Here is a 24,633-nt window from a genome sequence, read left to right as displayed (position 1 = left end):
AAGTCCATGAATCTAACAGAACAGGCTGAAGTATTTGTTAAAAAATTATTCAAAGATAGACTTTCTTCGTTATATACCTATCATAATTTACAACACACAATTGATGTCGTTACCGCTGCTAAAACTCTCGCTGATGCAGTAGATCTTAATTCTTCTGATCGAGAAATTTTGATAATTGCTGCATGGTTTCATGACACGGGATATATTAATGGTTGTGATGATCATGAAGAATCTAGTGTGGTAATCGCTAACGAGTTTCTACAAGAAAATGAAAAATCGCCTGATTATATGGCCAACATAGCTAATTTAATACGGTCAACAGCATTCGGATATATACCTAAAAGTCCTATTGAAAAAATAATGAGGGATGCGGATTACTTCCATTTAGCAAGTGATGATTATCCAGCAACGAGTAGTGCGTTGCGAATGGAGTGGCAAAATATGGATCAAAAAACCTTTTCTGATTATGACTGGAATACTGAAAACATAGAATTTATGTCGGATAGACATCAGTACTACACGGATTATGCTTTGAGAAATTGGCAGCCATTAAAAGAAAAAACGGTAACGCGACTAAAGAAAAAAAGAAAAAAAATGGAAGGCAATGCTAAAGAAGAATTGGAGAAAGAATTAAAAAAAAGGGAAAAAGAACAAAAACCGGAACGAGCCATCGATACTCTTTTTCGTATCACCTTAAATAATCATACTAGTTTGAGTGGTATTGCAGATAGTAAAGCGAATATATTACTGTCGGTAAATGCTATAATTATTTCCATTGCACTCTCAACATTGATCCCTAAATTAGATAGTCCTAACAATGCTCATTTGATGATCCCTACTTTTGTCATGCTCTTGTCCAGTGTGACCACTATAATTTTTGCGATACTTTCTACACGACCAAAAGTGACCAAAGGAGTTTTTACTCGACAAGACATCGAAAACAAAAAAGTGAACTTGCTTTTTTTTGGAAATTTCTATAAAATGCCTTTGGAGGAGTACCAATGGGCAATGAATGAAATGATGAAAGACAAAGAATACCTGTATAATTCTATGATTAAGGATTTGTATTTTCTGGGATTGGTTCTCGAAAAAAAATACCGATTGTTAAGAATTGCTTACAATTTATTTATGATAGGAATTATAATATCAGTTGTTTCTTTTGTAATTGCATTCAGGATGGTGGGCGCTTAGTTTAATTCATCCAGCAAATCTTGGTACGAAAAATTATTTGGGATTTGCTTTCTATGTTCATTGCTAACTTTCACTCTAATTGCTTTTAAGCCGGAGATGCCTTGTAATTCCTCTACTTCAAATTGTTCGACTGTAGATTCTAAAATCTTTTTGAATTGTAAAAATTTAATGTAATTCAAATATTCCATTTCTTCATTGGTATGGGAATAAACGATTGTTATTTTTTCTTTTGCTGTAATTCTCTCACTGCTGCCTTTGATCATAGCTTTGTCGATACGTTTTTTTACCACTTCATAGCGAGCATTATAGGTGCCATCTACATCAAAACGTTTTTCATCCATTCTAAACCGAATTGAAATGGGAGAACTAAAAACTAGAATTAATCCTGTAACATCGAGTTCGTAGGGCAAAGAGAGTTTGAGTTGGTGGTGTTTCATCTCCATTTCGCATAAGGTTTGTAACTGCCACAATCTCAAATTATGGAGGTAGAGTGTGTCAAATGGTTTTGATGGAGCAATCGAAGATCCTATGTAAAGATTGTGTTCTACGCCATCAGTTTTGAAACGCTCATAATAATGAGGATATATGTTTTGTGCCTCTATTTGTTTTTTATCAAGGAGTGAAGCTAGTTTTTTATTGATAATAGACATGGCATTATCAAATTTCTTTCTGGATTGATAAAACAGGCCCGATTTCTTATCTATGCTTTCGAAATAATTGGCGACTAAAAGTGCTTCAGTTGAACCGGCTTCGCTATTATTTAGAATAGGATGAATCTCATTTTCAATATAAAGCTGAATTTGCTGCTCTGTATCTGCTTTCAAGGGTAATTCCAGTTGCGTAAGAAGGGAATCTAATTCAAATTTTCGTTGTTCTAGTAAAACTAAGTTGATCTTTGATTCTTGATTTTTAAAAAGGTGGATGAGAGCACTAATTTGGTTTTTTAGGTCTTCCTTAACACACTCGTTTCTATGTTCTGATGATCCTTTGATGTCTATTTGTCCAAACAAAGGATATACTTCTTTGAATACGATTTCTTTAAAAATGAAGCCTTTATTATGGCTACTCGTTTCAAAATAATCTAATGCTTCCCTTCTGAATTTCCAGTAAACACTCGGGTGAATAGCAGTATATTCCCTTTGGATTATGGCTTCAATTTGATTTTGCATATCCGTATTGTAGCGCTCGACGGTATCAATTAAATAGGGTAAAATCAAATCTAGTTTGCAAGCGTTAATACTATTTAATTCCCTAGGATATCCGGAAACGAGTTCAACTACTCCTAAAAGTAAGCCGTTTTTTAAAATGGGAGCAAAAATGCAACTCTGAATATTTTGTTTCAATAAATGATTGCCTAGTATTTCATTTTCTGGTTGTTGCGCAAATTTTTCAACATTTGAAATGGATATAATTTTTTTATTTTCCAACAGATTTTCAAAAGAACAACTAAAAAGTGCATTTTTACAAGCTACTTCTTCACTATCTGCGAGTATGAAACTGGTCAAACTCTTGTCATTCAAAGTGGGTTTTACAAATTTATCTTCCTCTTCATTGTAAACAATAACTCCCACTCTTAAATCAGTAATTTTGAAAATGGAACGAAAAATAGATTCGAAGTTTTCTTGCAACTCTATTTGCTCCTTTTCGGGCTTCAATAGATTGCTTTTTAACTTTGAAATGGAACTTTCCGTGGTGGCATCAAATAAAATGGCAATGCCAAATCCTTTGAGAATCCAACTCTCAACAGGAAATTTTTCTTTCCATAAAGCAAGGTTGTCATAATTGTCCATCAACAAATCTATGTCATCCTGCGATAGCTTTGGTGCTTTTTCGGTTGCAATAATTTCTAAAAAATCAGCATTGTACAAAATACGATACTGATTCATAATTCCTTTTTTGTTTGGTATATCGTAAAATAAGGGCTTATTAAAGTCTATTTTTTGTCCGTAAATCGCATTCAAAATCAACGTACAACTCATTACATAAAATTGATGTTCATTAAAATCTCGAATGGCCATGTCAAATAATACACCAGCTTCTGTGACTATTTTCTTGAATCTTTCCGTGTAATTGAACGTGAAATTTTGAAATGGAATTGTAACTGCCTTAATTTCATTATTTGTTAATGCAGTTGGAAATAAATCAGCTAGCAAATGCTTAATTAAAGTTTCATTTTCAGAAATTATGCTCAAATCTTCAATGCCTGTTCTAAATTCAGGTAGGGGCTCTATTTCTTTTAATAAAGCGGTGGCATAATTAGCACGATAATCCACATTAGTGACCGCAATTGCTTCCAAGGCTTCAATAAGCTTATGAAATGATATTAGGGTTTTGAACGGACTTTCTTTAAAAAAATTATGCGCCATTTTTCTTTTATTTTAAGAGCTACTAATTTACAAATAAACCAAATTTTTGGAATTGTTTTTGGAGTTTTATTTTTAAATGTAAAAATCCCCAATTACAGAAGTGAATTGGGGACTGAATCTTTTTTATAGTGCGTTATTGCGTGCTTTTTAAGCTATGATTTCTCTTCTTTATTGAAGTAAACAAGGTAATAATACATTTGTTTTTCTTCATCCCAACCTTTTTCCACATATTTCTCCGCACTTTCAGGATTGATAAAATCCATTTTAATTTGGATGTGCGTATCTAAATTGATCACGTTTTTGATGGATTTTCTAGCATCAGAAACTGCTGCATTCGCAATAGGGAATGAGGTAACATCTTCAATGCTGTATTTCTCTCCTTTGTCAACTTTATAGTTTTTAAACTCAGGAATTAAGTCTGGATTGTCTAAAACTTCATTAAGAAAATTCGTTTCTTCAAACTGATCATTTTTAGCAAAATAATTCACGGAACGATTCATAAACATCACTTCTTCTTTCTTGTCTTCTGCAGGAAAAACAACATCTTTCGCAAAGTTCTGACAGAATTTAAGGTATTTTTTAGTGATGAAGTTTTCATCTTCAAAAGCATCCACAGATAAGAAATGTTCCAACCAATATCTCGCATCATAACGGTTGCTGTCAACAGTCAGGATTTTGTAACCTTCTTCTTTTTTGTAGTTAAAGATAATACATCCTTTGTCCAACTTATTCAGACTCACACCATGTTGCAAAATCATCTCTAAATGGGAAGCTTTTTCTTCAAACTGCAAAAAGTCAGCTTGAATTTCACTTTTGAAAATCCCTATAGCGTCAACCACATTATTATCGATACTTACATTGGTTAAATAAGTAACATATACTTCACCATTCTTGATGTGCGGATGATTCGACTGCTCAAATAAGTGCGTTGTGATTTTTTTAGAAACGTCATGAATTGTACTTGGATTATCAAAAACTTCCGTTGCAAATTTGAACATGTCGTTATAGTCTAAATCAATTTCATGGGCAAACTGAAAATAGTTTTCTTCTTTTTCTCTAAAGGGTTTAAAGAAAAATTCTTTCATCAAAGGCACAATTTCATCATTCAGATTAAACGGTTGCTCCGATAAAAAAATCGCTTCGTTTCTACTTTTATTTCCCACTCTATGAATGGATAAGTTTTCGATGTGGGTGTTGTATAAGTTGATCATGGTTTTTTTGAGTTTCAAAGGAGCAAAGAGACAAAGAAATTGAGGTTTTAAATTCGCTCTTTTATTTTTCTAATGAATGAACTTAACATTCTTTCTATTTCTCTGCTTTCTTCGTATTTTTTGTTAAATTGAATTTCGTTTGTGTATTTTAGATTAAATGCTATTTCAAGTTGTGTTTGTATTTCAAATAATGAAGCTACTACAATATTCAAGAATTTTAAATAATCTTTATTACCATCTCTGCCGTAACCTTCAGCAATATTACTCGGAATTGAGACTGAGCTTCTCCTGATTTGCGAAGTTAAACCGTAAATTTCTTCTTTTGGAAATGAATTTGTTAACGGGTAGATATCGGTAACTAAAACCATAGATTTTTGCCAAATCAGTAAGTCTCTAAATGTACTCATGTTCTTATATTTTTAAAACCTTTGCAACTTTGCACCTTAGTAGCTAGCACCTTCTTCAAGAATTAATTCCAATTCTCCTCAAATCCATAATCTTCAAAACTGTCATCGCCTTCAAACATGTCTAAATCATCCTCGTCTAAGCCATCTTCAAATTCATCATTGTAGTCATCTGCATTGTCTGATTCAAAGTTTTTTTCCATTGCTTCGTCAGGCATTTCACCATGAGAAAAAATAGTTTCAGGATATAAATTACCAACAACTTGATCTTCTACAGCAGCAAGTTCCACAAGGAACGTCCACATATTGATGAAGTCATATACATAAAGAATTTTAGTATTTTGCTTGTCTAAAATATTGGATAATTGGTAATCGCTCATGACCTTTTGTTCACCGGGAACATCACCGGTATCAAAAAGTGAAATCTCCTCTCCTTGATTCCAAGTTTCGTCACAAGTATAAAAAGAAGCCACTTCCATTCCATCAAAACCGAAAGAATTGAAAATAGCGTTGTGTAAATCTTCTAAAGTATCGTCTTCAAGTATTGCAATGTCCCTAAAAACATCTTCTTCTGCGTCTAGAATCACTCTAAATTTATATACCATAATCTTTGTTTTTATTGAAAGGCCAAAGGTAAAATATAATTTTAGATTTAGATTTCAGATTTTCGATTTGTTGATAATATTTTTGCGTATGCGGAAGTAAGAAAATGATCAAGATGATACTATTTCAACAAAATAGAAAAAAGTAAATCTCGTTTTAGAACTAAATATTTACCTCTGAAATTACAGTTTTTGATCGTTTGGTTTATTTTTAAAAACACGTGCAACTCTTTTTCGGAACTGATGGTATTTTTTATGAGTTGGATACTGTCTATTTGATGTCATATTATTAAAAACCAAAGCTACAGCAAGCAAAATTAGTACGCCGCTCAATACCGGGGAAAGTACATACCAATAGCCCATATTTTTAATTTCATTTGAACCAGTAACTGCAATTAGAGCAGTAGCACCGCCTGGTGGATGCAGAGTTTTCGTTATTTGCATAAAAACAATAGACAAAGAAACGGCAAGCGGGGCGGTTATCCAAACTAGATCCGGAACGAATTGAAAAACGGTAACTCCTATAATTGCTGAAATTAAGTGTCCTCCAATAAGGTTTCTTGGTTGTGCCAATGGACTTTGGATTACACCATAAACTAAAACACTGGAGGCGCCAAAGGAACCGATTAAATATACCACATCAGATTGCGGTAACGTTTGGGATTGTAAATAAGCGAGTATTCCGATGCCTATAAAAGAACCGAGAAAAGCCCAGAAATGTTCTGTGAAGTCAACCAATGTTTCTTTGTACAGAATGTATTTTGTTTTGCGGTAACTCCTTTTTATTTTTTGAACTGCCATCGATAATTATTTTGCTAAACTGGGAGAATAAGAGTAAACGGTGAACGGATAAATCAATTTAGCCGTGTATTTTGAGATTAAACACACCACTAGAATTGGTAGAAACAACGTGTAATCATTGGTTAAACCACACACTAAAAATAGGGCGGTAAAAGGCGCATGAATACTGGCACTCAAAACGGCTGCCATTCCTATTATGACGAAATTTATTGGAATTACATTGGCATTGAAATACTGATTTAAAATTAAAGCAAGTAGCAATCCTAAAAAAGCTCCTATAAACAAACTTGGTGCAAAAACGCCGCCATCTCCTCCTGAAGCTAAAGTGGCTGAGGTAACAATAGGTTTCAAAACTAAAATTCCAATGAAAGTAAGTACCATTGAAAGTGAAAGTACCATTCCATTCGGATTAATGAAAATAGTTTTGATGGCATGATAGCCTTCGCCATAAAGCTGTGGAAATACAAAAAGGGAAACGCTTAAAATTACGGATCCGAAGATGATTTTGTAATAGTGTACTTTTATTTTAGAAAATTGTGCTTTAAAAAATAACACACAACGGGTTAAATAAACCGAATTTATTCCTGCTATAATTCCAAGCAGTATAAAGTAGGGAATAGCTCTTAAATGCCAAGTCATATTATGTACTGCAAACAAAGGTTTTTCGTCCAATAAATGAAGGAGTCCAAAAGCGATTGAAACAGCGATTAGATTGGTTAGTATAAATGCCCGAGTTACTTTTCTTGAAATTACTTCCAATGAAAATAAAAGGCCGGCAATAGGACTGCTGAATAATGCGGTAATTCCGGCAGCAACACCCGCACAGATTAACTCGGTTTTGTATTGTCGGAATACATTTTGTTTTCTTTGTGCCACAGAACCTATTGTAGCCGAAGCAACAACTGTCGAGACTTCTATTCCTGTAGAGCCACCAAAAACGACAGTCAATAAGCCGTTAATGAAATGAGAAGGAATTTTATAACTGGGTAAATTATTCGAAGGAGAATTAGTGCTTTCAAACACTTCTTTTATGCCTTTATTTTCCTTTTTCTTGAATACATATTCCCGCAGAAAATAGATAATTGACAATCCAAAAACGGGGAAAACAACTAAAAATATTGGGTTAACTACCGTTTTATGAAAAAAGATTTCTTCATAATATTCGGTTGTATTTTTTAAAATAACACCTAAAAAAGCCGATAGAAAACCAATTAGTATTGATACAATTACTAGTTTTTGAACTTTAATGAAGCGATAATTTTTTTTAATTTTTGTGGTATTGTTCATTTGAAAAATTAATTTTCTGAGTAATACAAAATTAAAGAAACTTAATCGGAATCAAATAAAGAAAATGGATAGACTATTTTCTTTTGTGATTTAGGTATTATTTTGACTTTTTTACAAACAAAAACGCCTTATTTTTCATAAAACTCTACCGGTAAGTTATCTGGATCTGCGATAAAGAAGAAGCTTTTTTGAGTAAATTCATCAATACGAATTGCTTCTGCAGTAATACTTTGATTCACTAAAAAATCGCGTGTTTTTTGGATGTCATTGACTTCAAATGCTAAATGGCGTAGTCCAGCCGCTTCAGGACTCGAAGGACGTTTTGGTGGATTTGGAAAAGAAAACAATTCAATCACATAGTCTCCGTTAAGTGCTAAATCAAGTTTATATGATTGTCTTTCCTCACGATAAATTTCTTGAATAATTGTAAGCCCTAAAATAGTTGTAGAGAATGTTTTAGATTTCTGATAATCGGAACAAATAATGGTAATATGGTTAATTTTATTGAGTTGTAGCATTTGTATTATAATGAAAAAGCCTAATCGGTTGATTAGGCTTTAGGTTTTTATTTTTTTGCGTCAGAACAAAGTCCCACAATTTCATGAAAAGTGTCGTGTAAATCCGTAATTGATTTCACAATTGCGGCATCAGTTCCATTTGACTTTACTAATTTGTGAAGTGCTTTACTTTTTAGTTGCAGTCGTTCTGCTGAAGCTAAAATAGCGTTTGTTCTAAATTCTGTTGGAATATCTGATTTTAATAACATCGCTGCTTTGTTCATCATTTCTTCTGAACGTGCTTTTATTGGCGCCACATTTCCTTCTTCTGCCGGATGGAAAGTTTGCGACATTACTTCGTGAAATTCTTTTATGGCAGGCCACTTATCAAAAGTGGATTGTGCCGAAACTGAGTTTGCGACAACGATAAGTGCCAAGACTAAAAATGTTTTAAGATGTTTCATTATGATTTGTTTAAGTTGTTATAACAAAGATAGGAAAATTTAGTTTTGAGAAATTGCAATTTCAATATTCATCATTCATTCAATTTCCGAATCACTTTTGCCGGATTTCCAACCGCCAATGAATTATCAGGAATGTCTTTTGTAACTACTGAACCTGCACCAATCACGCAGCCCTTTCCAATCGTAATTCCAGGACAAATCACCGTATTTCCGCCAATCCAGCAATCATCACCAATGGTTATGGGTAAGGCATTTTCTAGCGTTTTTCTCAATTCAGCTTCCAGCGGATGTGTGGCGGTATACAACTGTACATTGGGTGCAAAAAACACATTAGAGCCAATAGTAACTTTGGCACAATCCAAAACAACGCAGTTTACATTAAAATAAACATTTTCGCCACAACTGATATTGTATCCGTAATCGCAATGAAATGGTGGTTCAATATAAAAATTTGCATCGGCATTCGGAATCAACTCTTTTATAATTTCCCGCGCTTTCTTGGTCACTCGGTATTCTGTGACATTCAATCGATGCAGTAAGTTCTTAGCCCTGCGACGGTCTTTTACTAGAACGGTATCTCCCGCCAAATAATATTCTCCGGCAATCATTTTTTCTTTTTCTGTCTTTACTTCCATGGTTGATTTTCTTATTTTTTTTGGGCATACCCTTCGCAAAAGCTGCGGTCGGGCTATCCGTTTCAATCTTTATTTTCTCGTTTTGACAACGAGAAAATAAAGGATTTCCACTGCTATCCCTCATGCAAATCGCTTCTGTTTTCATCAGACTTGTTGTAAATATAATCTATAATTAAATTCAATACAACTCATCCTCTGATTTCAACAGTTCAGTATAGTATAGTTTTTCTTCCCTTATTTCTAAAATACATTTGCTTCATCATAAAATCAAATAAGATGAAAACCATTATTACACTTACATTTTTATTATGTACCACGTTTATTTTTTCGCAAACAACAATTTCTGGAAAAGTACTAGACGAAAAAGGGAAACCCGTTTTTGGCGCTAATGTTTTTATCGAAGGAACGTATGATGGCGGCTCCACTTCTGAAACTGGAAATTTCAACTTTACCACTAAGGCAACGGGCAATCAAACTTTAGTGGTAAGTTTTCTCGTGTATGAAACGTCAAAAACGCTAATTGATGTGGCTAGTTTTCAAAACAAAACCATTAAACTTCGTGAAAGCGTAACCTCTCTCGATGCCGTTGTAATTACAGCCGGAACTTTAGAGGCGGGAGACAAAGCCAGAGTTTCGGTGCTAAAACCATTAGATATCGTTACTACAGCGGGTTCTGCTGGAAATATTATTGCAGCTTTGCAAACCTTGCCAGGAACACAAACGGTAGGCGAGGACGGAAGATTATTTGTTCGTGGTGGCGAGGCCAATGAAACACAAACCTTTGTAGATGGGATTCGGGTAGCGCAGCCTTACGGAGCAAGTACAAATAACGTACCTACACGAGGCCGATTTTCTCCTTTTCTGTTCAGCGGAATGTCATTTTCAACGGGTGGTTACTCCGCAGAATATGGCGAAGCACTTTCCAGTGTTTTGTTATTGAATACACAAGATGAGCCGGATCAAAATAAAACCGAAATCTCATTGATGACCGTTGGTTTAGGAATTGGAAATACCCAAAAATGGAAAAAAAGTTCATTGAGTGTCAATGCGAACTACTTGAATTTAGCACCGTATCAAGCATTGATTCCTCAAAATGTTGATTGGAATAGTCCTTTTCAATCGTTGTCAGGAGAAACGGTATATCGCTACAACTTCAATAATGGAATTTTGAAAGTGTACGCTGCTTTTGATTCGTCTAAATTCGATATTAATCAGGAAAATATCAATTCACCAGAGAAAATAAGAGTCGATTTAAACAACAATAATTTTTATTTGAATTCTTCTTACAAAGGCGTTTTTGGGAACAACTGGCAAATTACTTCGGGGTTGAGTTATGGTTACAGCAACAACAAAATAAATTTAGATTCAGATAAAGTGGCGAATGATGAAAATGCAGCCCATTTAAAATTAAAACTGCGAAAAAGTTTTTCGGACCGATTGAAACTGTCTTTTGGAGCGGATTATTTTGTAACACAATTCAAGGAAGATTTTAATCCTATTTCCGGTTCGGTTTTCACCAATGGGTACGATTCAAACATAGCCGCTATTTATACCGAAGCTGATATTTTCTTCTCTAAAAAGTGGGCTGCAAAAGTTGGAGTAAGAGCATCCAATAATGATTTGCTCAACGAAACGGCTATTTCTCCCCGAATTTCATTTGCGTATAAAATGGCTAAAAACAGTCAGTTCTCCTTTGCCTATGGCGATTTTACCCAAACTCCAAATGCGGAATACATCAAATATTCCAACAGCAATCAGTTTGAAAGTGAGAAAGCGTCGCATTACATTTTGAATTTTCAGTACAATAAAAATGGAAAAACGTTTCGTGCAGAAACCTATTATAAAGACTATCGTGATTTAGTAAAATTTGATACTCAAATGGCAGCTTATAATTCGGTTTATGATAATTCCGGTTCTGGTTATGCAAAAGGTTTGGATTTGTTTTGGAGAGACGGAAAATCCATCAAAAATTTAGAATATTGGGTTTCCTATTCGTACATCGATACAGAAAGAGATTATAAAAATTTCAGTTCTCAAGTGACCCCAAGTTTCGTTGCGGATCATAGTTTATCAATTGTTACTAAATATTGGATAAACGACTGGAAATCGCAAATAGGTTTTACGAATTCCTACAGTTCTGGCCGACCGTACAACAATCCTAATGAAACTAAATTCATGAATGGAAAAACAAAATCGTACAACAGTTTAAGTTTCAATTGGGCGTATTTATTAAGCCAACAAAAGATTATATACTTTTCAGTTTCCAATGTTTTAGGTTCTCAAAATGTATTTGGTTATGAATACGCTAACAATCCAGATAATGCAGGTTTTTACAAACGAAAAGAAATCATTCCTACAGCGGATCGGTTTTTCTTTGTAGGCTTCTTTTGGACGATAAGCAACGACAAAAAAGACAATCAGCTGAGGAATTTGTAATGGATTTAAGTCGCCTATTTTAACGCTTGAAAATTACTTTAAAATAATAAATTTTCAGGGTTTTGACGTGTATCGTATAATCGTAAAATCTCAATTCTAGTATCAGTTTCTCTATAATAAAGTGAATTTTGTTTGGTGATCACACACTTTCTTATTTGTAGTTCTTTATTAATAACTGGGAATTGATTAGGGTTTTGTTGGATCAAAGTGATACAAGAATCTAAATGATTAATAAATTTTAAACAAACTGATTTATTCCACTTTGAATCAAGATATTCTAACAGTTTAGCTAGATCTTTATCTGCAAATGATGACCACTTGATAGATTTATGCATACCTTGTTTTGTACTTATCCAAAACTGATTGATGAGCAAGACCATCATTTGAATTCAATTCCTCAATTGCATCTAGTAGTCCTTGTTGTTTCGCTTGTGGCATTGTGTCCCATTCATTGCTAATTTTCTCAGCGTTTATGAAATTTAATAATAGCCCGTACACTTCCTCTAATTTGGTTTTTTCCAGATTATCGATTTCACGGAATAATTTTAATTTTAATTCAGCAGTACTCATCCTCAAGTGTTTTTATCAAAATTACAAATTAATTTCTAATCAGAATACAACTCATCCATCAAAATTGACAGTTCAGTATTTATAAATTTTAATCCAATGAAAACCGAGATACTTTTGAAGTATAAATAACACAACGTTTCAATCATCAAAAAAAACAACCATTTAAAACCAAGAAATCATGACAAAAGTTATCACCACAATCGTATTTTTTATCTGTAGTTTAGTATCCGCTCAAGGACAATTCGAACAAGGAATGGGAAAAGCCTTCCAGTTATGGGGCGAAGGAAAAAATACGGAAGCTTCAGATCTATTCGAACGAATTGCAGCTGCCGAAAAAACAAGTTGGTTGCCTAATTATTATGTTGCATTAATAAATACAACTACTGCTTTTAAAACCAAAGACAAAGATCAAATGAATTTATTGCTTTCGAAAGCACAAAACGCATTGGATATAGAAATGGATAAAAATCCAAATAATGCCGAATTGTTGGTAATGCAAGCCATGATTCACACCGCTTGGATTGCTTTTGATCCTATGACCAACGGACAAAAATTATCAGGAACCGTAATGGAATTGTACGGAAAAGCACAGGCAATAGCACCAGAAAACCCAAGAGTAGTTTTTAGTAAAGCCGAATTTGAAATGGGTAGTGCTAAATTTTGGGGAACCGATACCAAGCCAATGTGTACTCAAATTGAAAAAGCTATTGGACTTTTTGCTACTTTTAAACCTGAAACAGTTTTTTCTCCAAAATGGGGTTTAGAGAGAACCATCGAAGCACAGAAAAATTGTAAATAAGAGAAAAGAAACTTTTTCTTGAATGTAACATCGGAATAAATAGCAAAGTAAAATGAATGTACTATACAAACAACTTCAAAAAGTAATAAAACTAACCCTAATTATATTTATTGTAATTGAAGTGATTAATGTGATTATGGGCAGTGAAGTTCATTTTAACAAAAGGCTATTGGTTCATTTTTTATTTACAACATTGTATACATTTTCGCTTTACGGAGCTAATGCATTGCTTTTTGTGAAATTAGACAGCTTTTTTGTAGATCGATTTTCAATTAAAAGATTGGTAGCGGGTTTTTTAGGTTCTTTTGTTGTCTCATTAGCAGTGATTTTTTTACTGCATGTTTTTGAAGAAGTAGTTTACGGTAATACCTCTTTTGAAAAATTTTTGGCAAACGAAAAGCCTTCCAATTATTTAGCATCGATTATCATTACTTTTTTCGTCACTTTATCAGTACATGCAATTTCATTTTATAAAGCGTATAACGAAAACAAAGTCAAAGAACAGAAAATTATCGCTGGAACAGCTAATGCCAAGTTTGAAAGTTTAAAAAACCAAATTGATCCTCATTTCCTTTTCAATAGTTTGAATGTACTGAGTTCTTTGATCGAAGAAAATCCAGAAAATGCGCAGCGCTTTACAACATCGTTGTCTAAAATTTATCGTTATGTTTTGGAACAAAAAGACAAGGAATTAGTTTCGGTTGCCGAAGAATTGGCTTTCGCCAAAACGTATATGAATTTATTGAAAATGCGTTTCGAAAATAGTTTATTTTATGAAATGCCAACAACTGAAATTTCGGCTGAAGCCAAAGTCGTACCGCTTTCTTTGCAGCTTTTATTGGAAAATACAGTGAAGCACAACGTGGTTAGTGAACAAAGACCATTGCACATCAGGATTTGTGTAGAAGGCGATTACTTAGCAGTCCAAAACGATTATCAAAAGAAAGAAGTGTTGCAAGAGCGTCAAGGTGTTGGGTTGCAAAATATCATCAATAGATACGGAATTATTACTAAACGAAAGGTTTTGATTGTCCAGAATGAAGAGACATTTACTGTCAAAATACCCATTTTAACCAAACAAATAACCGTCATGGATACAACAAATAATTATAGCGAAAACAACGCCTACTATAAAGCAAAAAAAAGAGTAGAAGAACTCAAAGGATTTTACGGAAACCTGATTTCGTATTGTTGCGTGATTCCTTTTTTAATATTTATCAATTTAAAGTTTTCACCTCATTTTCAGTGGTTTTGGTTTTCAGCAGTGGGATGGGGATTTGGTTTATTAATGCACGCTTTAAAAGTGTACGGTTACAGTTCAAACTGGGAAGAGCGCAAGATTCAAGAAATTTTACAAAAAGAAGACAACAAGAAAAATTGGAATTAAACCCTTAAAAAATTAAATCATGGAAAATACATATCAAAATGACGAGCGCTATTTTAGAGCAAAAAAACAAATTGAAGAAATAAAGGGGTTTTATGGGAACTTGGTTTCCTACATCGTCTTTAACAGCATATTACTCGTCATTAATCTCGTTACATCGCCAGATCATCTTTGGTTTTATTGGCCTTTGTTTGGTTGGGGAATTGGAGTGGTTATACACGGACTAAGAGTGTTTAATTACATGCCTTTTTTGGGTAAAGATTGGGAAGAGCAAAAGATCAAACAAATAATGGATCAGGAAAATAAAAAAAACTGGGAGTAATACGATTTGCCAAACAGGAAATTAGAATATGAATTGTTGAGGTCTAACAAAGTATCATTTAAAATTAAGTACAATGCGAAATAAAGTTGAAATGGATTATAACAACCTTCAATCCGAGGACAGATATGCAGAAGCCCAAAAAAAAGTAAAAAAGTTAAAAGGGTTTTACAGCCATTTGATGATTTACATTCTAGTTAACATTTTTATTTTTGTTTTGAATGTTAAGGATCTTTCACCAGGCGAAAGTTATTTTAAACTAGAAAATTTCTTTACTGCATTTTTTTGGGGAATAGGACTATTCTTTCATGGATTGTCCGTTTTTGGTGGTAATATCTTTTTTGGAAAAAACTGGGAAGAAAGAAAAATCAAAGAGTTTATGGAGAAAGAAAAAAGTGAAAAATGGGAGTAAAAAGGAGTATGCAGTAGCAGTATTCAGTTAAACAAATAACCAAATTAACGATTTTACGTAAATGACCACAATAATAATTGAAGACGAAAAACCAGCTGCAAGATTACTGCAAAGAAAACTGGAAAAACTAAATATTCAAGTAGGAGTGATGCTGCATTCAGTAGAAGAAGCACTCGAATGGTTTTCTAAAAATGAACACCCGGATCTGATTTTTTTAGACATTCAGTTATCGGATGGATTATCGTTTGAAATTTTCGAAAAAGTTGCAATTAAAAGCGCCGTAATCTTTACAACAGCTTATGATGAATACGCGCTTCGTGCTTTCAAATTGAATAGTATCGATTATCTTTTGAAACCCATTGACGAAGATGATCTTGAAATTGCAGTTGCTAAGTTCAAGTCGCTTTTGCCAAAGCAAGAATTACAATCTCAAAATCTCGGAATCGATTTTGAGCAAATCAAAAGGATGCTGACCAATCCGTTTGAGAAAAATTATAAAAAACGGTTTACGGTAAAAATAGGCCAACATTTGAAAGTGATTTCCATTGAAGAAATCGAATGTTTTTTTAGTGAAAATAAAGGAACCTATTTGCATACTTTTGACAACAGGAATTATTTAATCGAATGTACTTTGGAACTTTTAGAGCAGGAATTAGATCCCGCAGATTTCTTTCGAATTAGTAGAAAATTTATAATTCCGCTGAAAGCAATCAAAGAAATTGTCGTGTACAGCAACTCTCGTTTGAAAGTTATTTTGCCTTCGTATAAAGAGGAAGAAGTGATTGTGAGCAGAGAAAAAGTATCCGATTTTAAGACGTGGATTGGTTAGTTTTATAACATATAAAACTGTTTCAATTGAAAGTTAAAATGTCCTAAAAGGGAAATTTTTGAATCTAACAATTGAAACAGTTTTAAGTCCGTTTAGGATGTAAAAATTAATCAAATAATGATTTAATTTCCTTCTCTGTCTTACCTAATTTTTGTTGTAATTTACCCCACATTTCGTCTTCTTTTCCTTCATCGTAAAGTAAATCATCATCCGTCAAATCGGCAAATTTTTGTTTCAGTTTCCCTTTCAACTCATTCCAGTTTCCTTCAATCTCTTTTGAATTTGGCATAATATCTAAGTTTTAAATTACTATTTGTTCTTTACAAATTTCGCTAATTTAAACGCTAAAAATGTTATATAATTCTATTGAACTATTTCATAATTCCTATGGAATACGTTTTCTTACTCTAATTGAAACTACTTAGATCTGCTATATCCAGTATTATAGTAAATGTTAAAGTGATTTGATGTAGAAATATGGTAACGTGTATTTTAGATGATTGATATAGATTATCTCTATAGTGTTTTTAAACCTTAAAACAGGCCTTCCTAATGCTAATTATTCCAAAAATTAAAGCGGTATAGATTATAAAAAACGGGATGATGTATTCTATTAAATGGAGAGACAGCATGACGGCTATAATCAGTAATTGAAAGCCCAATCCATAAATACTGACTAGGGTCATAAACCAGTTAGGAAAGGTTTTTACTTTGTACGCCTCTTTGTCTAATGTGTGAATTATTTTGTCAAACACACCGTAAACGATTGAGTAAACAAAGAATAAAATATCAACAGATTTTTGAGTTTCTCCAGGTAAAGCTCGAGGAGATTTATATTCAAAAATTTTACTAGTTGCATCTCCACCCACTGATTTGTTTCTTAAAATCACATAGTAATAATTGTATAAAGTTCCTTGCAATTGTATGCCAAAAAAGGCTAAAATAGTAAGCCAGATACTCGTTTTTGAAACGTAACAAATGGTCATGAAAAACAGAAAATTAAGGATGATATCAAACACGCTGTCTAAGTATCTTCCTGTGTAGGAAGGCGTGTTTTTTAAGCGTGCCAATTCTCCATCCGCAGCATCGATTCCTGATTTTAATAGTATGAAAATACTAGCCAAGTAGAATGATTCATTGATAATAAAGTAAATAGCAATCAAACCTGAAACACCAAATAGCAAGGTAACATGAATGGGAGTAAAGCGGGTACTTTTTAATTGATTGGCGAGAAATTTCCCGAATGTTCTTCCATAATCTGATAAATCTAAAAATTTATCTTGAGGAGCAAGTTTAGACATTTATGTTTATAAACAAAGAAATGTGACAATATAGTCAGGTAATGATGGTGCTAAATTATGATTTTATTTTGATAATCGATGCAAGGAGAACGTCATTGCTGTCAAGAGAAAGAAAGCCATTATTTGATGCGCTAAACCTAACCAAAGCGGAACCCCATACAACAAGGTAAAAACACCTAAGGCAAATTGCAAAAATACAAAAACAACTAAAACTTTAATGGCGCTTTTCTGCAGTATAGTAAGTAGGTATTTCCTACTAATAAAATACAAAGCTAGAATAAGTCCCACTACAACATAAGCCATGGTTCGATGCACAAATTGAACGCCGCTTTTTCCTTCAACAAGATTCAAAAACAATGTTTTTTGCTCAATGAACACGCTGTCGTGAATCAATTGTCCATCACTCATTAAAGGCCAATGGTTGTGTATTAAACCGGCATTTAAGCCGGCAACAAAGCCACCGTAAATAATTTGAATGACAAGAAAAACTAGTGCTACGCGCGCCAGATTGCGCAATGGAACAATGATTTGTGTTTTGTTGGGAAAAATTAAATCCAATGCAACCCATAATGTGTAAGCAAAAGTGATAAAGGCGAAAGTTAAATGTAAGGCCAATCTAAAATGGCTTACATCCGGATTGTCAATTAGACCGCTTCGTACCATAAACCATCCCAAGAATCCTTGAAAACCGCCCATAAATAGTAATACAACACATTTTTTGATAGTCTCGCGTGAAAGACGTTTTTTTAGTAGGAAGTAGATAAAAGGAATAATAAAGGCTAGACCAATAATACGTCCTATTAAACGGTGAAACCACTCCCAAAAATAGATGAATTTATAATCGCTAAGTGTAAAATCGTTATGGATATTAATTTTTTTATACTCTGGAAATTTTTTATATTCTTCAAAGGCTTGAGACCATTTTGCTTCTGACAAAGGAGGGAAGGTGTCGGTTACTAAATGCCAATCAGTCATGGATAATCCAGAATTGGTCAATCTTGTAATACCTCCTACTACAACCATAATAAACAATAATAGGCAACCCGATAGCAACCAAATGATAACGTAATTATTCTCTTTTTTCATTGTTTGAAATTAATTTGCACAAAGATATTTGAAAACCTGTGAATTGTTAATTCAACAAGCGTTAATCTTTAGGCCAATTTTCGCTGCTTTTTTTAGCATAAATTGATAGGCTGCCTGATATTCATTTGGTATTTCTCCTTCTAGAATCGCTTCTTTAATTGCTTCCTTAAGCATCCCTATTTCCTTAGATGGCTTCAAGTTAAATAGCTCCATAATTTCTTCTCCTAAAATAGGCGGTTGAAAATTACGTACTTGATCACGTTCTTCTACTTCCACAATTTTCTTGCGGACGATTTCAAAATTATTATGATATTTCTTGAACTTATTTGGATTCTTGGTTGTAATATCGGCTTCGCACAACGTCATTAAATTTTCGACATCTTCACCTGCATCAAATACCAAGCGGCGTACTGCAGAATCTGTAACCGTATCTTGCGATAATACAATTGGCCGCGAACTCATCATGACCATTTTTTGCACAAATTTCATTTTATGATTCAATGGCATGTGCAAACGTTCAAATATCTTTTTTGCCATCTTACCACCCAGAAACTCATGTCCGTGAAAAGTCCAGCCTTGCTTTTTATTAAAACGTTTTGTTGGCGCTTTTCCAATATCGTGCAATAAGGCCGACCAGCGCAACCATACATCATCCGTATTTGGACAAATATTATCAACGACTTCCAGCGTGTGATAGAAATTATTTTTATGGGTATGACCTTCAATTTCCTCCACTTGATTCAGCGCAGTCAACTCAGGAAGGATAATATCTAAAAGTCCTGTTTTGAACAAAAGCAAAAATCCTATGGAAGGCTTGTCTGTCGAAAGGATTTTATTCAGTTCATCAACGATGCGTTCTCCGGAAATGATTTTGATTCGTTCTGCGTTTTTGATTATAGAGTTCAACGAATTTCCTTCAATTTCAAAACCTAATTGATTCGCAAATCGAATGCCTCTTAACATGCGCAACGGATCATCAGAAAAAGTAATATCTGGATCCAAAGGTGTTCTAATTATTTTGTTTTTTAAATCTTCGAGTCCATTAAATGGATCGGATAGTTCTCCAAAATTTTCTTTGTTTAAAGATAGTGCCAAAGCATTTATCGAAAAATCGCGTCGGTTTTGATCGTCTTCCAGCGTTCCATTTTCCACAACTGGATTACGACTTTCAAAATGGTATGATTCTTTTCTTGCACCTACAAACTCAATTTCAGTATCTTCAAAGCGCAACATCGCTGTTCCGTAAGTTTTGAAAACTTGAACTTTTGGTTTTTTTGGAAGTAGTTGAGACACTTTTAAAGCTAATTCGATTCCGCTGCCTACAGCAACAACATCGATGTCTTTTTTAAAGTCTCTGTTTAAGATCAAGTCACGTACGAAGCCACCAATGACATAACTTTTCATGTTTAGTTCTTGGGAAGCTTGAGAGATGACTTCGAATATTTTATTATGTAAGGCTTGTTTGTAGTTCATTTTTTATTACCGCAAATTCGCTAATTATTTTTTGGTATCAACGATACGTTTGTATTCTAAAGAGTTTAGGTTAAAATTAACCAATATTGCAAGTCTGTTTCCAGAAATTTTTAAATAATTTAGACATTGATTGTAATGACTATTGTTAAAACATTCGACAGTTTTTATCTCGAGAATTATTTTGTCCTGTATAATAAAATCTGCATAAAATTTATGTTTTAAAATTGAATTTTTATATTTTACAACATATTCTTTTTCCCTTTCAAAATGAATATTATTTTCGTTAAATTCAAATTCTAATGCATCTTTATAAACTATTTCAGAGAAACCTTTACCAAGATTTTTATGGACTTCATACAAAAGACCAACAATTTTATAACATTCATCTTTGTAAATTAAATCATCCATTTTTCAAATTAAATTAGCGAATTGGCGGTAAAAAAAAACTATTTTCGAATCACTTTCACCTGTGAATCGTTTGTCAATTTTATAATTGTAGAAGGTTTTCCAGCAATTTTATCGCGGTGCAAATTTACAATATAGTCTACACCTTTTATAATCTCGGGACTAATTTCTTTAAAACTTTTTGGTGTTGGTTGCCCTGAAATATTTGCCGAAGTAGAAACTAACGGCTTTTTCATCTTTTCCAGTAGTTTAAAGCAGAAAGGCTCTTTTACGATTCGGATTCCCAGTGTGTTGTCTGGAGCAATTAAATTTGCGGCTACATTTCGTGGTTTATCCAGAATTAGAGTTGTTGGATTTTCAGATAATTCTATGATTTGCCAAGCCACTTCAGGAATTTCCTTGAAAACATTGTACATCATTTTATCTCCATTCATCAAAACAATCATACTTTGACTTTCTGCCCTTTTCTTGAGTTTATAGATCTTGGCAACAGCCTCCGGATTGGTGGCATCACACCCAATTCCCCAAACCGTATCGGTAGGATAAAGGATTATTCCGCCTTCTTTAATTATTTCGTGCGCCTTGAATACTTCGTCGTTAATTTCCATTTACAATACTTTTATATTCTTTTAAAGTTTTTTGTGCCATTATGGAAGTAGTATAATACTTCATGAGATTTTCTTTCGAAATAGCAACAAAATTAGCTATCAAATTCTCGTTATTGAATAGATATTCTAATTGATTAGCCAGTATCTCTGGGCTTTGCTTTGGTGCTAATAAGCCATTTATTCCATCTTCTATAATTTCAGGTATTCCGCCAACATCAGTACTGATCACGGGGATTTTATGATAAAAACTCTCATAAATAACTTGTGGAATTCCCTCGCTTTGAGAGGTCAATAATAGAGCATCAAATTGCGGGATGAAATTCGAAGCATTTGGCATGTATCCTAAAAACAAGATATTTTTTTCCAAATTCAAGTTTTTTACGCTTGCTACTAAATCGTCAGTTCGATCTGTATGACTTCCTATTTGAATAAAAATAAAATTAGTTCTCTTTCTAATATTCACTATTATATTTACGGTTTCAATCAATGTCTCGAAATTTTTCGCTCGGATATGATTGCCAATAATTCCAATTATTTTTACAGATGGATCAACAGTAAATTTTTCTCTCAACAAAAAAGGAGTTTGCGTATTTTTAGTACTAATATTGGTCCCGTGGTAAATCGTTACTAACTTTTCTTTATCAATTATTGATGCCGCCGTGATTCTTTTAGTCTCTTCTGAAACGCATAAATATTTTTTAATTTTAGAATAATTATATTTATAGAGTGTCCCCTTTTTATTTTTGATAGGAAACGATGTCTTCTTGCTGAAAACAAAAGGAGGTAAACTGGAAAATTTATCAGCAATAATCGCTAAAACAATCGCTGATGGATCATGAAGATGGATAATATCAGCCTTATATTTTTTGCTTAGTTTTATTATTTTTAATACAAAACGGACATCTAGATTAATAGCTAAAGGAGCTGTTTCTGTTGTAATATTGGTTTTAGAAAGGCGCTGATGAAAAAGTTCGTCTTTTACGCATAACACTACATTTTTTACTTCTGGATTTGATGCTGCCAACTCGAAACATAGATTTTCGATGTGGTTTTCACCGCCGCCCCAACTTTTAACTGCTGAAATATGTAAAATTGTCATTCTTTTATTATTATTTAAAACTGCGGTTTTTAGTTATTTGTATATCGATTCTTCACTTAAATTCCCACTCCGTTTGCTGATAAATACGCAACAAAACACCCATTGTATACTCAAAGACCGATGCCAAAAAGCGGGATTAGTAAAAATTTTTGGGTAAAATTACATTAAATTTTTTAAGTGTTGAATTCAATACTTACTTTTGTCATTCAATTCTTCTTTTTATGAAATATATCTTTAATCCTTCTTACCAATCTTCTGAGAAACTAATTAGAACTTGTGTCGCTAATTTTGATGCAGCAGGAAAGCTATTTGGAGATGGTCAAAGAAATAAGATTAAACTGTTTGATTTAGCTGATATAACGATTAATATCAAGTCTTTTAAAATACCAAATCTAATTAATCAGGTGGCGTATAAGTATTTTAGAAAATCAAAGGCCAGACGCTCATTCGAATATGCTAATCGATTGATTGAAAATGGTATTGGAACACCACAACCAATCGCTTACGCTGAAAATTTTAAATTCTCCGGTCTTGAACAAAGCTTTTACATCAGTGAGCATCTTCAGTCCGATCTAACTTTTAGAGAATTAGTGCTGCATCCAGAGTATCCCGATCATGAAAATATTTTGCGGCAGTTTACTAAATTTACATTCGATTTACATGAAAAAGGCATTGAATTTCTGGATCATTCTCCAGGTAATACTTTGATTAGAAAGGGGATTGGGAATCAATATGAATTTTTCTTGGTGGATCTAAACCGAATGAATTTTCACGGCGCGATGGACTTTGAGATGCGTATGAAAAATTTTAATCGGCTTACGCCAAAAACAGAGATGTTGGCGGTGATGAGTGATGCGTATGCAAAACTGTACCATAAAAAATACGATATTGTTTTTACTAAAATGTGTTTTTATACTAATGATTTTCAGACCAAATTTCACAAGAAGATTGCTCGTAAAAAGAAATTATTGTTTTGGCGATAGCGAATTTTTATTCCAAAGTTGGTCTAATTCTAGGTATCGAATATAAACGGAATTGGCATTTAGGTAGCAGATAATCAATCCTTTCTTTCCATCAAGAAATCCTAATCGCGCAATATAATTGAACATAAAATTATATGTGGGATGTAAAAAGCGCAATAAAAAGGAAGGCTTTTGATTTTTGATAAACTTTTCCTGTGCTTTAAGTTTTCCGTAGCGGATGGTTTTTGCTTTATACCCATCATAACTGGAATAGGAATAATGAACGAGTTTGTTTTTCAGAATACCTACCTTTCCCTGTACTTTTAATTTTTCGTGTACGAGTCTATCTTTACTGTATTCAGCATTGTTTTTATTAAAAAGTCTAAATATTTTATCCGTTTGATTTCCGCTGAAATGTAGTACTTTTTCTTGAAACATAAAGGTACGTTGGAAAAGAAATGCTGCAATTGTTTCGTTATTTTTCACAGTCGTTAGTACTTCTTTTTTTAATGCAGGAGTTAGTCGTTCATCTGCATCAAGAAATAAAATCCAATCGTTTTTGGCTTGAGATATAGCAAAATTTCTTTGTGAAGAATAATTTTCAAACTTATGTTGGATAAAAGTCACCTTTTTAAATGATCGACAAATCGCTTCAGTTTGATCTGTGCTGAATGAATCCACGACAATAATTTCAGCAGCAAAATCCAAATCAGCTAATAGAGCCTTGATTTGGTTCTCCTCGTTTAGAGTGATTATTAAAACTGAAATTTCAGTATTGGAATTATGATTCATTGCCTTTTGTCTGTTTTACAAAAATAGATTATTCTCTGGAACTTCAAATTTTAGAGTTACTCGTTATTTTAAATGTGTTTTTAAAAAAGTGCTTAATTTAGGATAAATTAACTCTGGAGTAAACTCTCTGTAAAATTCAGCCGTTTCTTTTTTTATAATTTTAGCAGATTTTCCTCTAAATAGATTGGGTTTAAATTCTTGAAGGTGCAGTGAAATATGATTAATACCATCTTCAAAAGTAGCCCATCCTTTTTTATCAATCCAGGGGGAAAAAACAATAAAGGAAGGTTTTTCTAAAGCTTTTGCCATATTTATAGCGCCACCATCATTACCAATTATTAGGTAACAGGAATCCATTATGGCAATAAACTCACGTATGTTTTTTCCTAAAGCTGTTGGGTAGATCTTAGATTTAGTTGCTTCTGTACATCCATCGTAAATTATTTTTGCTGCTTCATTTTGCTGTGGCATATAATTAAAGAGCAAATTAACATCACCTTTTGCAGCTATAAAATCAATCAGTTTTGACATATAGTCTAGCGGATAGGTTTTATCCAAACTACTTCCAATTATGCTAAGCATGATTGTTTTATTTGACCTATTTATATGCTGCGACCTATTCGCGATGCAACTTTTTTAGAAACTTAAGATAGTTTTTTAAGTTTTCATTTCTATTTTCTAGGCTAAAATCGGAAATAAC

Annotated in this window: 28 protein-coding genes; 8 read left to right on the top strand and 20 right to left on the bottom strand. The window is 33.2% G+C overall.

The genetic code is table 11. The features are described 5' to 3' along the window. Positions 1-6: 6 nt before the first annotated feature. Complete coding sequence (locus tag BUC11_RS11780; RefSeq protein WP_073354284.1) at positions 7-1,191, top strand: Pycsar system effector family protein; 1,185 nt, start codon at positions 7-9, stop codon at positions 1,189-1,191. On the opposite strand, the gene BUC11_RS11775 is transcribed toward BUC11_RS11780, so the two are convergent. The 9 genes from BUC11_RS11775 to BUC11_RS11735 all read right to left on the bottom strand — a co-directional run bounded on the left by BUC11_RS11775 (position 1,188) and on the right by BUC11_RS11735 (position 9,458). After that, positions 1,188-3,557: a GAF domain-containing protein gene (locus tag BUC11_RS11775; protein ID WP_073354282.1), complete on the bottom strand. Its 2,370-nt coding sequence runs from the start codon at positions 3,555-3,557 to the stop codon at positions 1,188-1,190. The genes BUC11_RS11780 and BUC11_RS11775 overlap by 4 nt on opposite strands. Before the next feature lie 152 nt (positions 3,558-3,709). Further along, entirely contained in the window at positions 3,710-4,768 is a 1,059-nt protein-coding gene (locus tag BUC11_RS11770; RefSeq protein WP_073354281.1) for a nucleoid-associated protein, read from the bottom strand. 47 nt (positions 4,769-4,815) lie between these two features. Continuing rightward, positions 4,816-5,175, bottom strand: coding sequence for a four helix bundle protein (locus BUC11_RS11765; RefSeq protein WP_073354279.1), 360 nt, complete (start codon positions 5,173-5,175; stop codon positions 4,816-4,818). Between the two features lie 62 nt (positions 5,176-5,237). Beyond that, entirely contained in the window at positions 5,238-5,777 is a 540-nt protein-coding gene (locus BUC11_RS11760; protein ID WP_073354278.1) for an IS1096 element passenger TnpR family protein, read from the bottom strand. Between the two features lie 180 nt (positions 5,778-5,957). Beyond that, positions 5,958-6,575: an HPP family protein gene (locus BUC11_RS11755; RefSeq protein ID WP_073354276.1), complete on the bottom strand. Its 618-nt coding sequence runs from the start codon at positions 6,573-6,575 to the stop codon at positions 5,958-5,960. Positions 6,576-6,581: 6 nt separating this feature from the next. After that, positions 6,582-7,862 (bottom strand): chloride channel protein, encoded by a 1,281-nt coding sequence (locus BUC11_RS11750; protein WP_073354274.1) that lies wholly within the window; start codon positions 7,860-7,862, stop codon positions 6,582-6,584. Positions 7,863-7,990: 128 nt separating this feature from the next. Beyond that, entirely contained in the window at positions 7,991-8,380 is a 390-nt protein-coding gene (gene gloA2 / locus BUC11_RS11745; RefSeq protein WP_073354272.1) for an SMU1112c/YaeR family gloxylase I-like metalloprotein, read from the bottom strand. 47 nt (positions 8,381-8,427) lie between these two features. Then, positions 8,428-8,823 carry a hypothetical protein gene (locus BUC11_RS11740; protein ID WP_073354271.1) on the bottom strand — a complete coding sequence of 132 codons (396 nt, stop codon included), beginning with the start codon at positions 8,821-8,823 and terminating at the stop codon, positions 8,428-8,430. A 71-nt stretch (positions 8,824-8,894) separates the two neighbouring features. Continuing rightward, a complete protein-coding gene (locus BUC11_RS11735) occupies positions 8,895-9,458 on the bottom strand; it encodes a sugar O-acetyltransferase (protein WP_073354269.1) in 564 nt (187 codons plus the stop codon). Positions 9,459-9,734: 276 nt separating this feature from the next. On the opposite strand from BUC11_RS11735, the gene BUC11_RS11730 reads away from it, so the two are divergent. After that, entirely contained in the window at positions 9,735-11,894 is a 2,160-nt protein-coding gene (locus BUC11_RS11730) for a TonB-dependent receptor (RefSeq protein WP_073354268.1), read from the top strand. 38 nt (positions 11,895-11,932) lie between these two features. Here BUC11_RS11730 and BUC11_RS17375 read toward each other — a convergent pair whose 3' ends face one another. Both BUC11_RS17375 and BUC11_RS11720 read right to left on the bottom strand, forming a co-directional pair. Further along, on the bottom strand, positions 11,933-12,229 hold the full coding sequence (locus tag BUC11_RS17375) for a type II toxin-antitoxin system RelE/ParE family toxin (RefSeq protein ID WP_073354267.1): 297 nt from the start codon (positions 12,227-12,229) through the stop codon (positions 11,933-11,935). After that, positions 12,222-12,464 (bottom strand): hypothetical protein, encoded by a 243-nt coding sequence (locus BUC11_RS11720; protein WP_066078186.1) that lies wholly within the window; start codon positions 12,462-12,464, stop codon positions 12,222-12,224. Before BUC11_RS11720 ends, BUC11_RS17375 begins: the two co-directional genes overlap by 8 nt. Positions 12,465-12,642: 178 nt before the next feature. On the opposite strand from BUC11_RS11720, the gene BUC11_RS11715 reads away from it, so the two are divergent. The 5 genes from BUC11_RS11715 (at position 12,643) to BUC11_RS11695 (ending at position 16,207) form a co-directional block, all read left to right on the top strand. After that, the gene (locus BUC11_RS11715; RefSeq protein WP_073354265.1) at positions 12,643-13,263 is read left to right on the top strand and encodes a hypothetical protein; all 621 of its coding nucleotides are present in this window, start codon (positions 12,643-12,645) and stop codon (positions 13,261-13,263) included. 52 nt (positions 13,264-13,315) lie between these two features. Continuing rightward, positions 13,316-14,650, top strand: a complete 1,335-nt coding sequence (locus BUC11_RS11710) for a histidine kinase (RefSeq protein WP_073354264.1) — start codon at positions 13,316-13,318, stop codon at positions 14,648-14,650. Between the two features lie 19 nt (positions 14,651-14,669). Beyond that, a complete protein-coding gene (locus BUC11_RS11705) occupies positions 14,670-14,969 on the top strand; it encodes a 2TM domain-containing protein (RefSeq protein WP_073354262.1) in 300 nt (99 codons plus the stop codon). A 73-nt stretch (positions 14,970-15,042) separates the two neighbouring features. Next, a complete protein-coding gene (locus BUC11_RS11700) occupies positions 15,043-15,378 on the top strand; it encodes a 2TM domain-containing protein (protein WP_073354261.1) in 336 nt (111 codons plus the stop codon). Positions 15,379-15,439: 61 nt separating this feature from the next. Continuing rightward, on the top strand, positions 15,440-16,207 hold the full coding sequence (locus BUC11_RS11695; RefSeq protein WP_073354259.1) for a LytR/AlgR family response regulator transcription factor: 768 nt from the start codon (positions 15,440-15,442) through the stop codon (positions 16,205-16,207). A 106-nt stretch (positions 16,208-16,313) separates the two neighbouring features. Here BUC11_RS11695 and BUC11_RS11690 read toward each other — a convergent pair whose 3' ends face one another. From BUC11_RS11690 to BUC11_RS11660, 7 genes are all read right to left on the bottom strand, one after another. Then, positions 16,314-16,496: a CsbD family protein gene (locus BUC11_RS11690; RefSeq protein ID WP_066078207.1), complete on the bottom strand. Its 183-nt coding sequence runs from the start codon at positions 16,494-16,496 to the stop codon at positions 16,314-16,316. Positions 16,497-16,734: 238 nt separating this feature from the next. Then, positions 16,735-17,508 carry a CDP-alcohol phosphatidyltransferase family protein gene (locus tag BUC11_RS11685; protein ID WP_073354258.1) on the bottom strand — a complete coding sequence of 258 codons (774 nt, stop codon included), beginning with the start codon at positions 17,506-17,508 and terminating at the stop codon, positions 16,735-16,737. 63 nt (positions 17,509-17,571) lie between these two features. Then, positions 17,572-18,594 carry a COX15/CtaA family protein gene (locus BUC11_RS11680; RefSeq protein ID WP_073354256.1) on the bottom strand — a complete coding sequence of 341 codons (1,023 nt, stop codon included), beginning with the start codon at positions 18,592-18,594 and terminating at the stop codon, positions 17,572-17,574. 51 nt (positions 18,595-18,645) lie between these two features. Next, entirely contained in the window at positions 18,646-20,067 is a 1,422-nt protein-coding gene (locus BUC11_RS11675; RefSeq protein ID WP_073354255.1) for a CCA tRNA nucleotidyltransferase, read from the bottom strand. Between the two features lie 24 nt (positions 20,068-20,091). Next, positions 20,092-20,475, bottom strand: coding sequence for a GxxExxY protein (locus BUC11_RS11670; protein WP_073354253.1), 384 nt, complete (start codon positions 20,473-20,475; stop codon positions 20,092-20,094). A gap of 38 nt (positions 20,476-20,513) precedes the next feature. Beyond that, positions 20,514-21,080 carry an L-threonylcarbamoyladenylate synthase gene (locus tag BUC11_RS11665; protein ID WP_073354252.1) on the bottom strand — a complete coding sequence of 189 codons (567 nt, stop codon included), beginning with the start codon at positions 21,078-21,080 and terminating at the stop codon, positions 20,514-20,516. After that, positions 21,070-22,179 (bottom strand): glycosyltransferase family 4 protein, encoded by a 1,110-nt coding sequence (locus tag BUC11_RS11660; RefSeq protein ID WP_073354250.1) that lies wholly within the window; start codon positions 22,177-22,179, stop codon positions 21,070-21,072. Before BUC11_RS11660 ends, BUC11_RS11665 begins: the two co-directional genes overlap by 11 nt. A gap of 221 nt (positions 22,180-22,400) precedes the next feature. Here BUC11_RS11660 and BUC11_RS11655 point away from each other — a divergent pair, with 221 nt between their 5' ends. After that, positions 22,401-23,162 (top strand): lipopolysaccharide kinase InaA family protein, encoded by a 762-nt coding sequence (locus tag BUC11_RS11655; RefSeq protein ID WP_073354249.1) that lies wholly within the window; start codon positions 22,401-22,403, stop codon positions 23,160-23,162. Here the strand turns inward: BUC11_RS11655 and BUC11_RS11650 are convergent. Both BUC11_RS11650 and BUC11_RS11645 read right to left on the bottom strand, forming a co-directional pair. Next, positions 23,145-23,933, bottom strand: coding sequence for a glycosyltransferase family 2 protein (locus tag BUC11_RS11650; protein ID WP_073354247.1), 789 nt, complete (start codon positions 23,931-23,933; stop codon positions 23,145-23,147). The two genes, BUC11_RS11655 and BUC11_RS11650, sit on opposite strands and share 18 nt — an antisense overlap. A gap of 63 nt (positions 23,934-23,996) precedes the next feature. Next, positions 23,997-24,515, bottom strand: a complete 519-nt coding sequence (locus BUC11_RS11645) for a glycosyltransferase family 9 protein (protein WP_073354246.1) — start codon at positions 24,513-24,515, stop codon at positions 23,997-23,999. Between the last annotated feature and the right edge of the window lie 118 nt (positions 24,516-24,633).

The organism is Flavobacterium xanthum (genome assembly GCF_900142695.1).
GTDB lineage: Bacteria > Bacteroidota > Bacteroidia > Flavobacteriales > Flavobacteriaceae > Flavobacterium > Flavobacterium xanthum.
The sequence above is the reverse complement of the archived record's forward strand: the minus strand, read 5'-3'. Positions and strand labels throughout refer to the sequence as shown.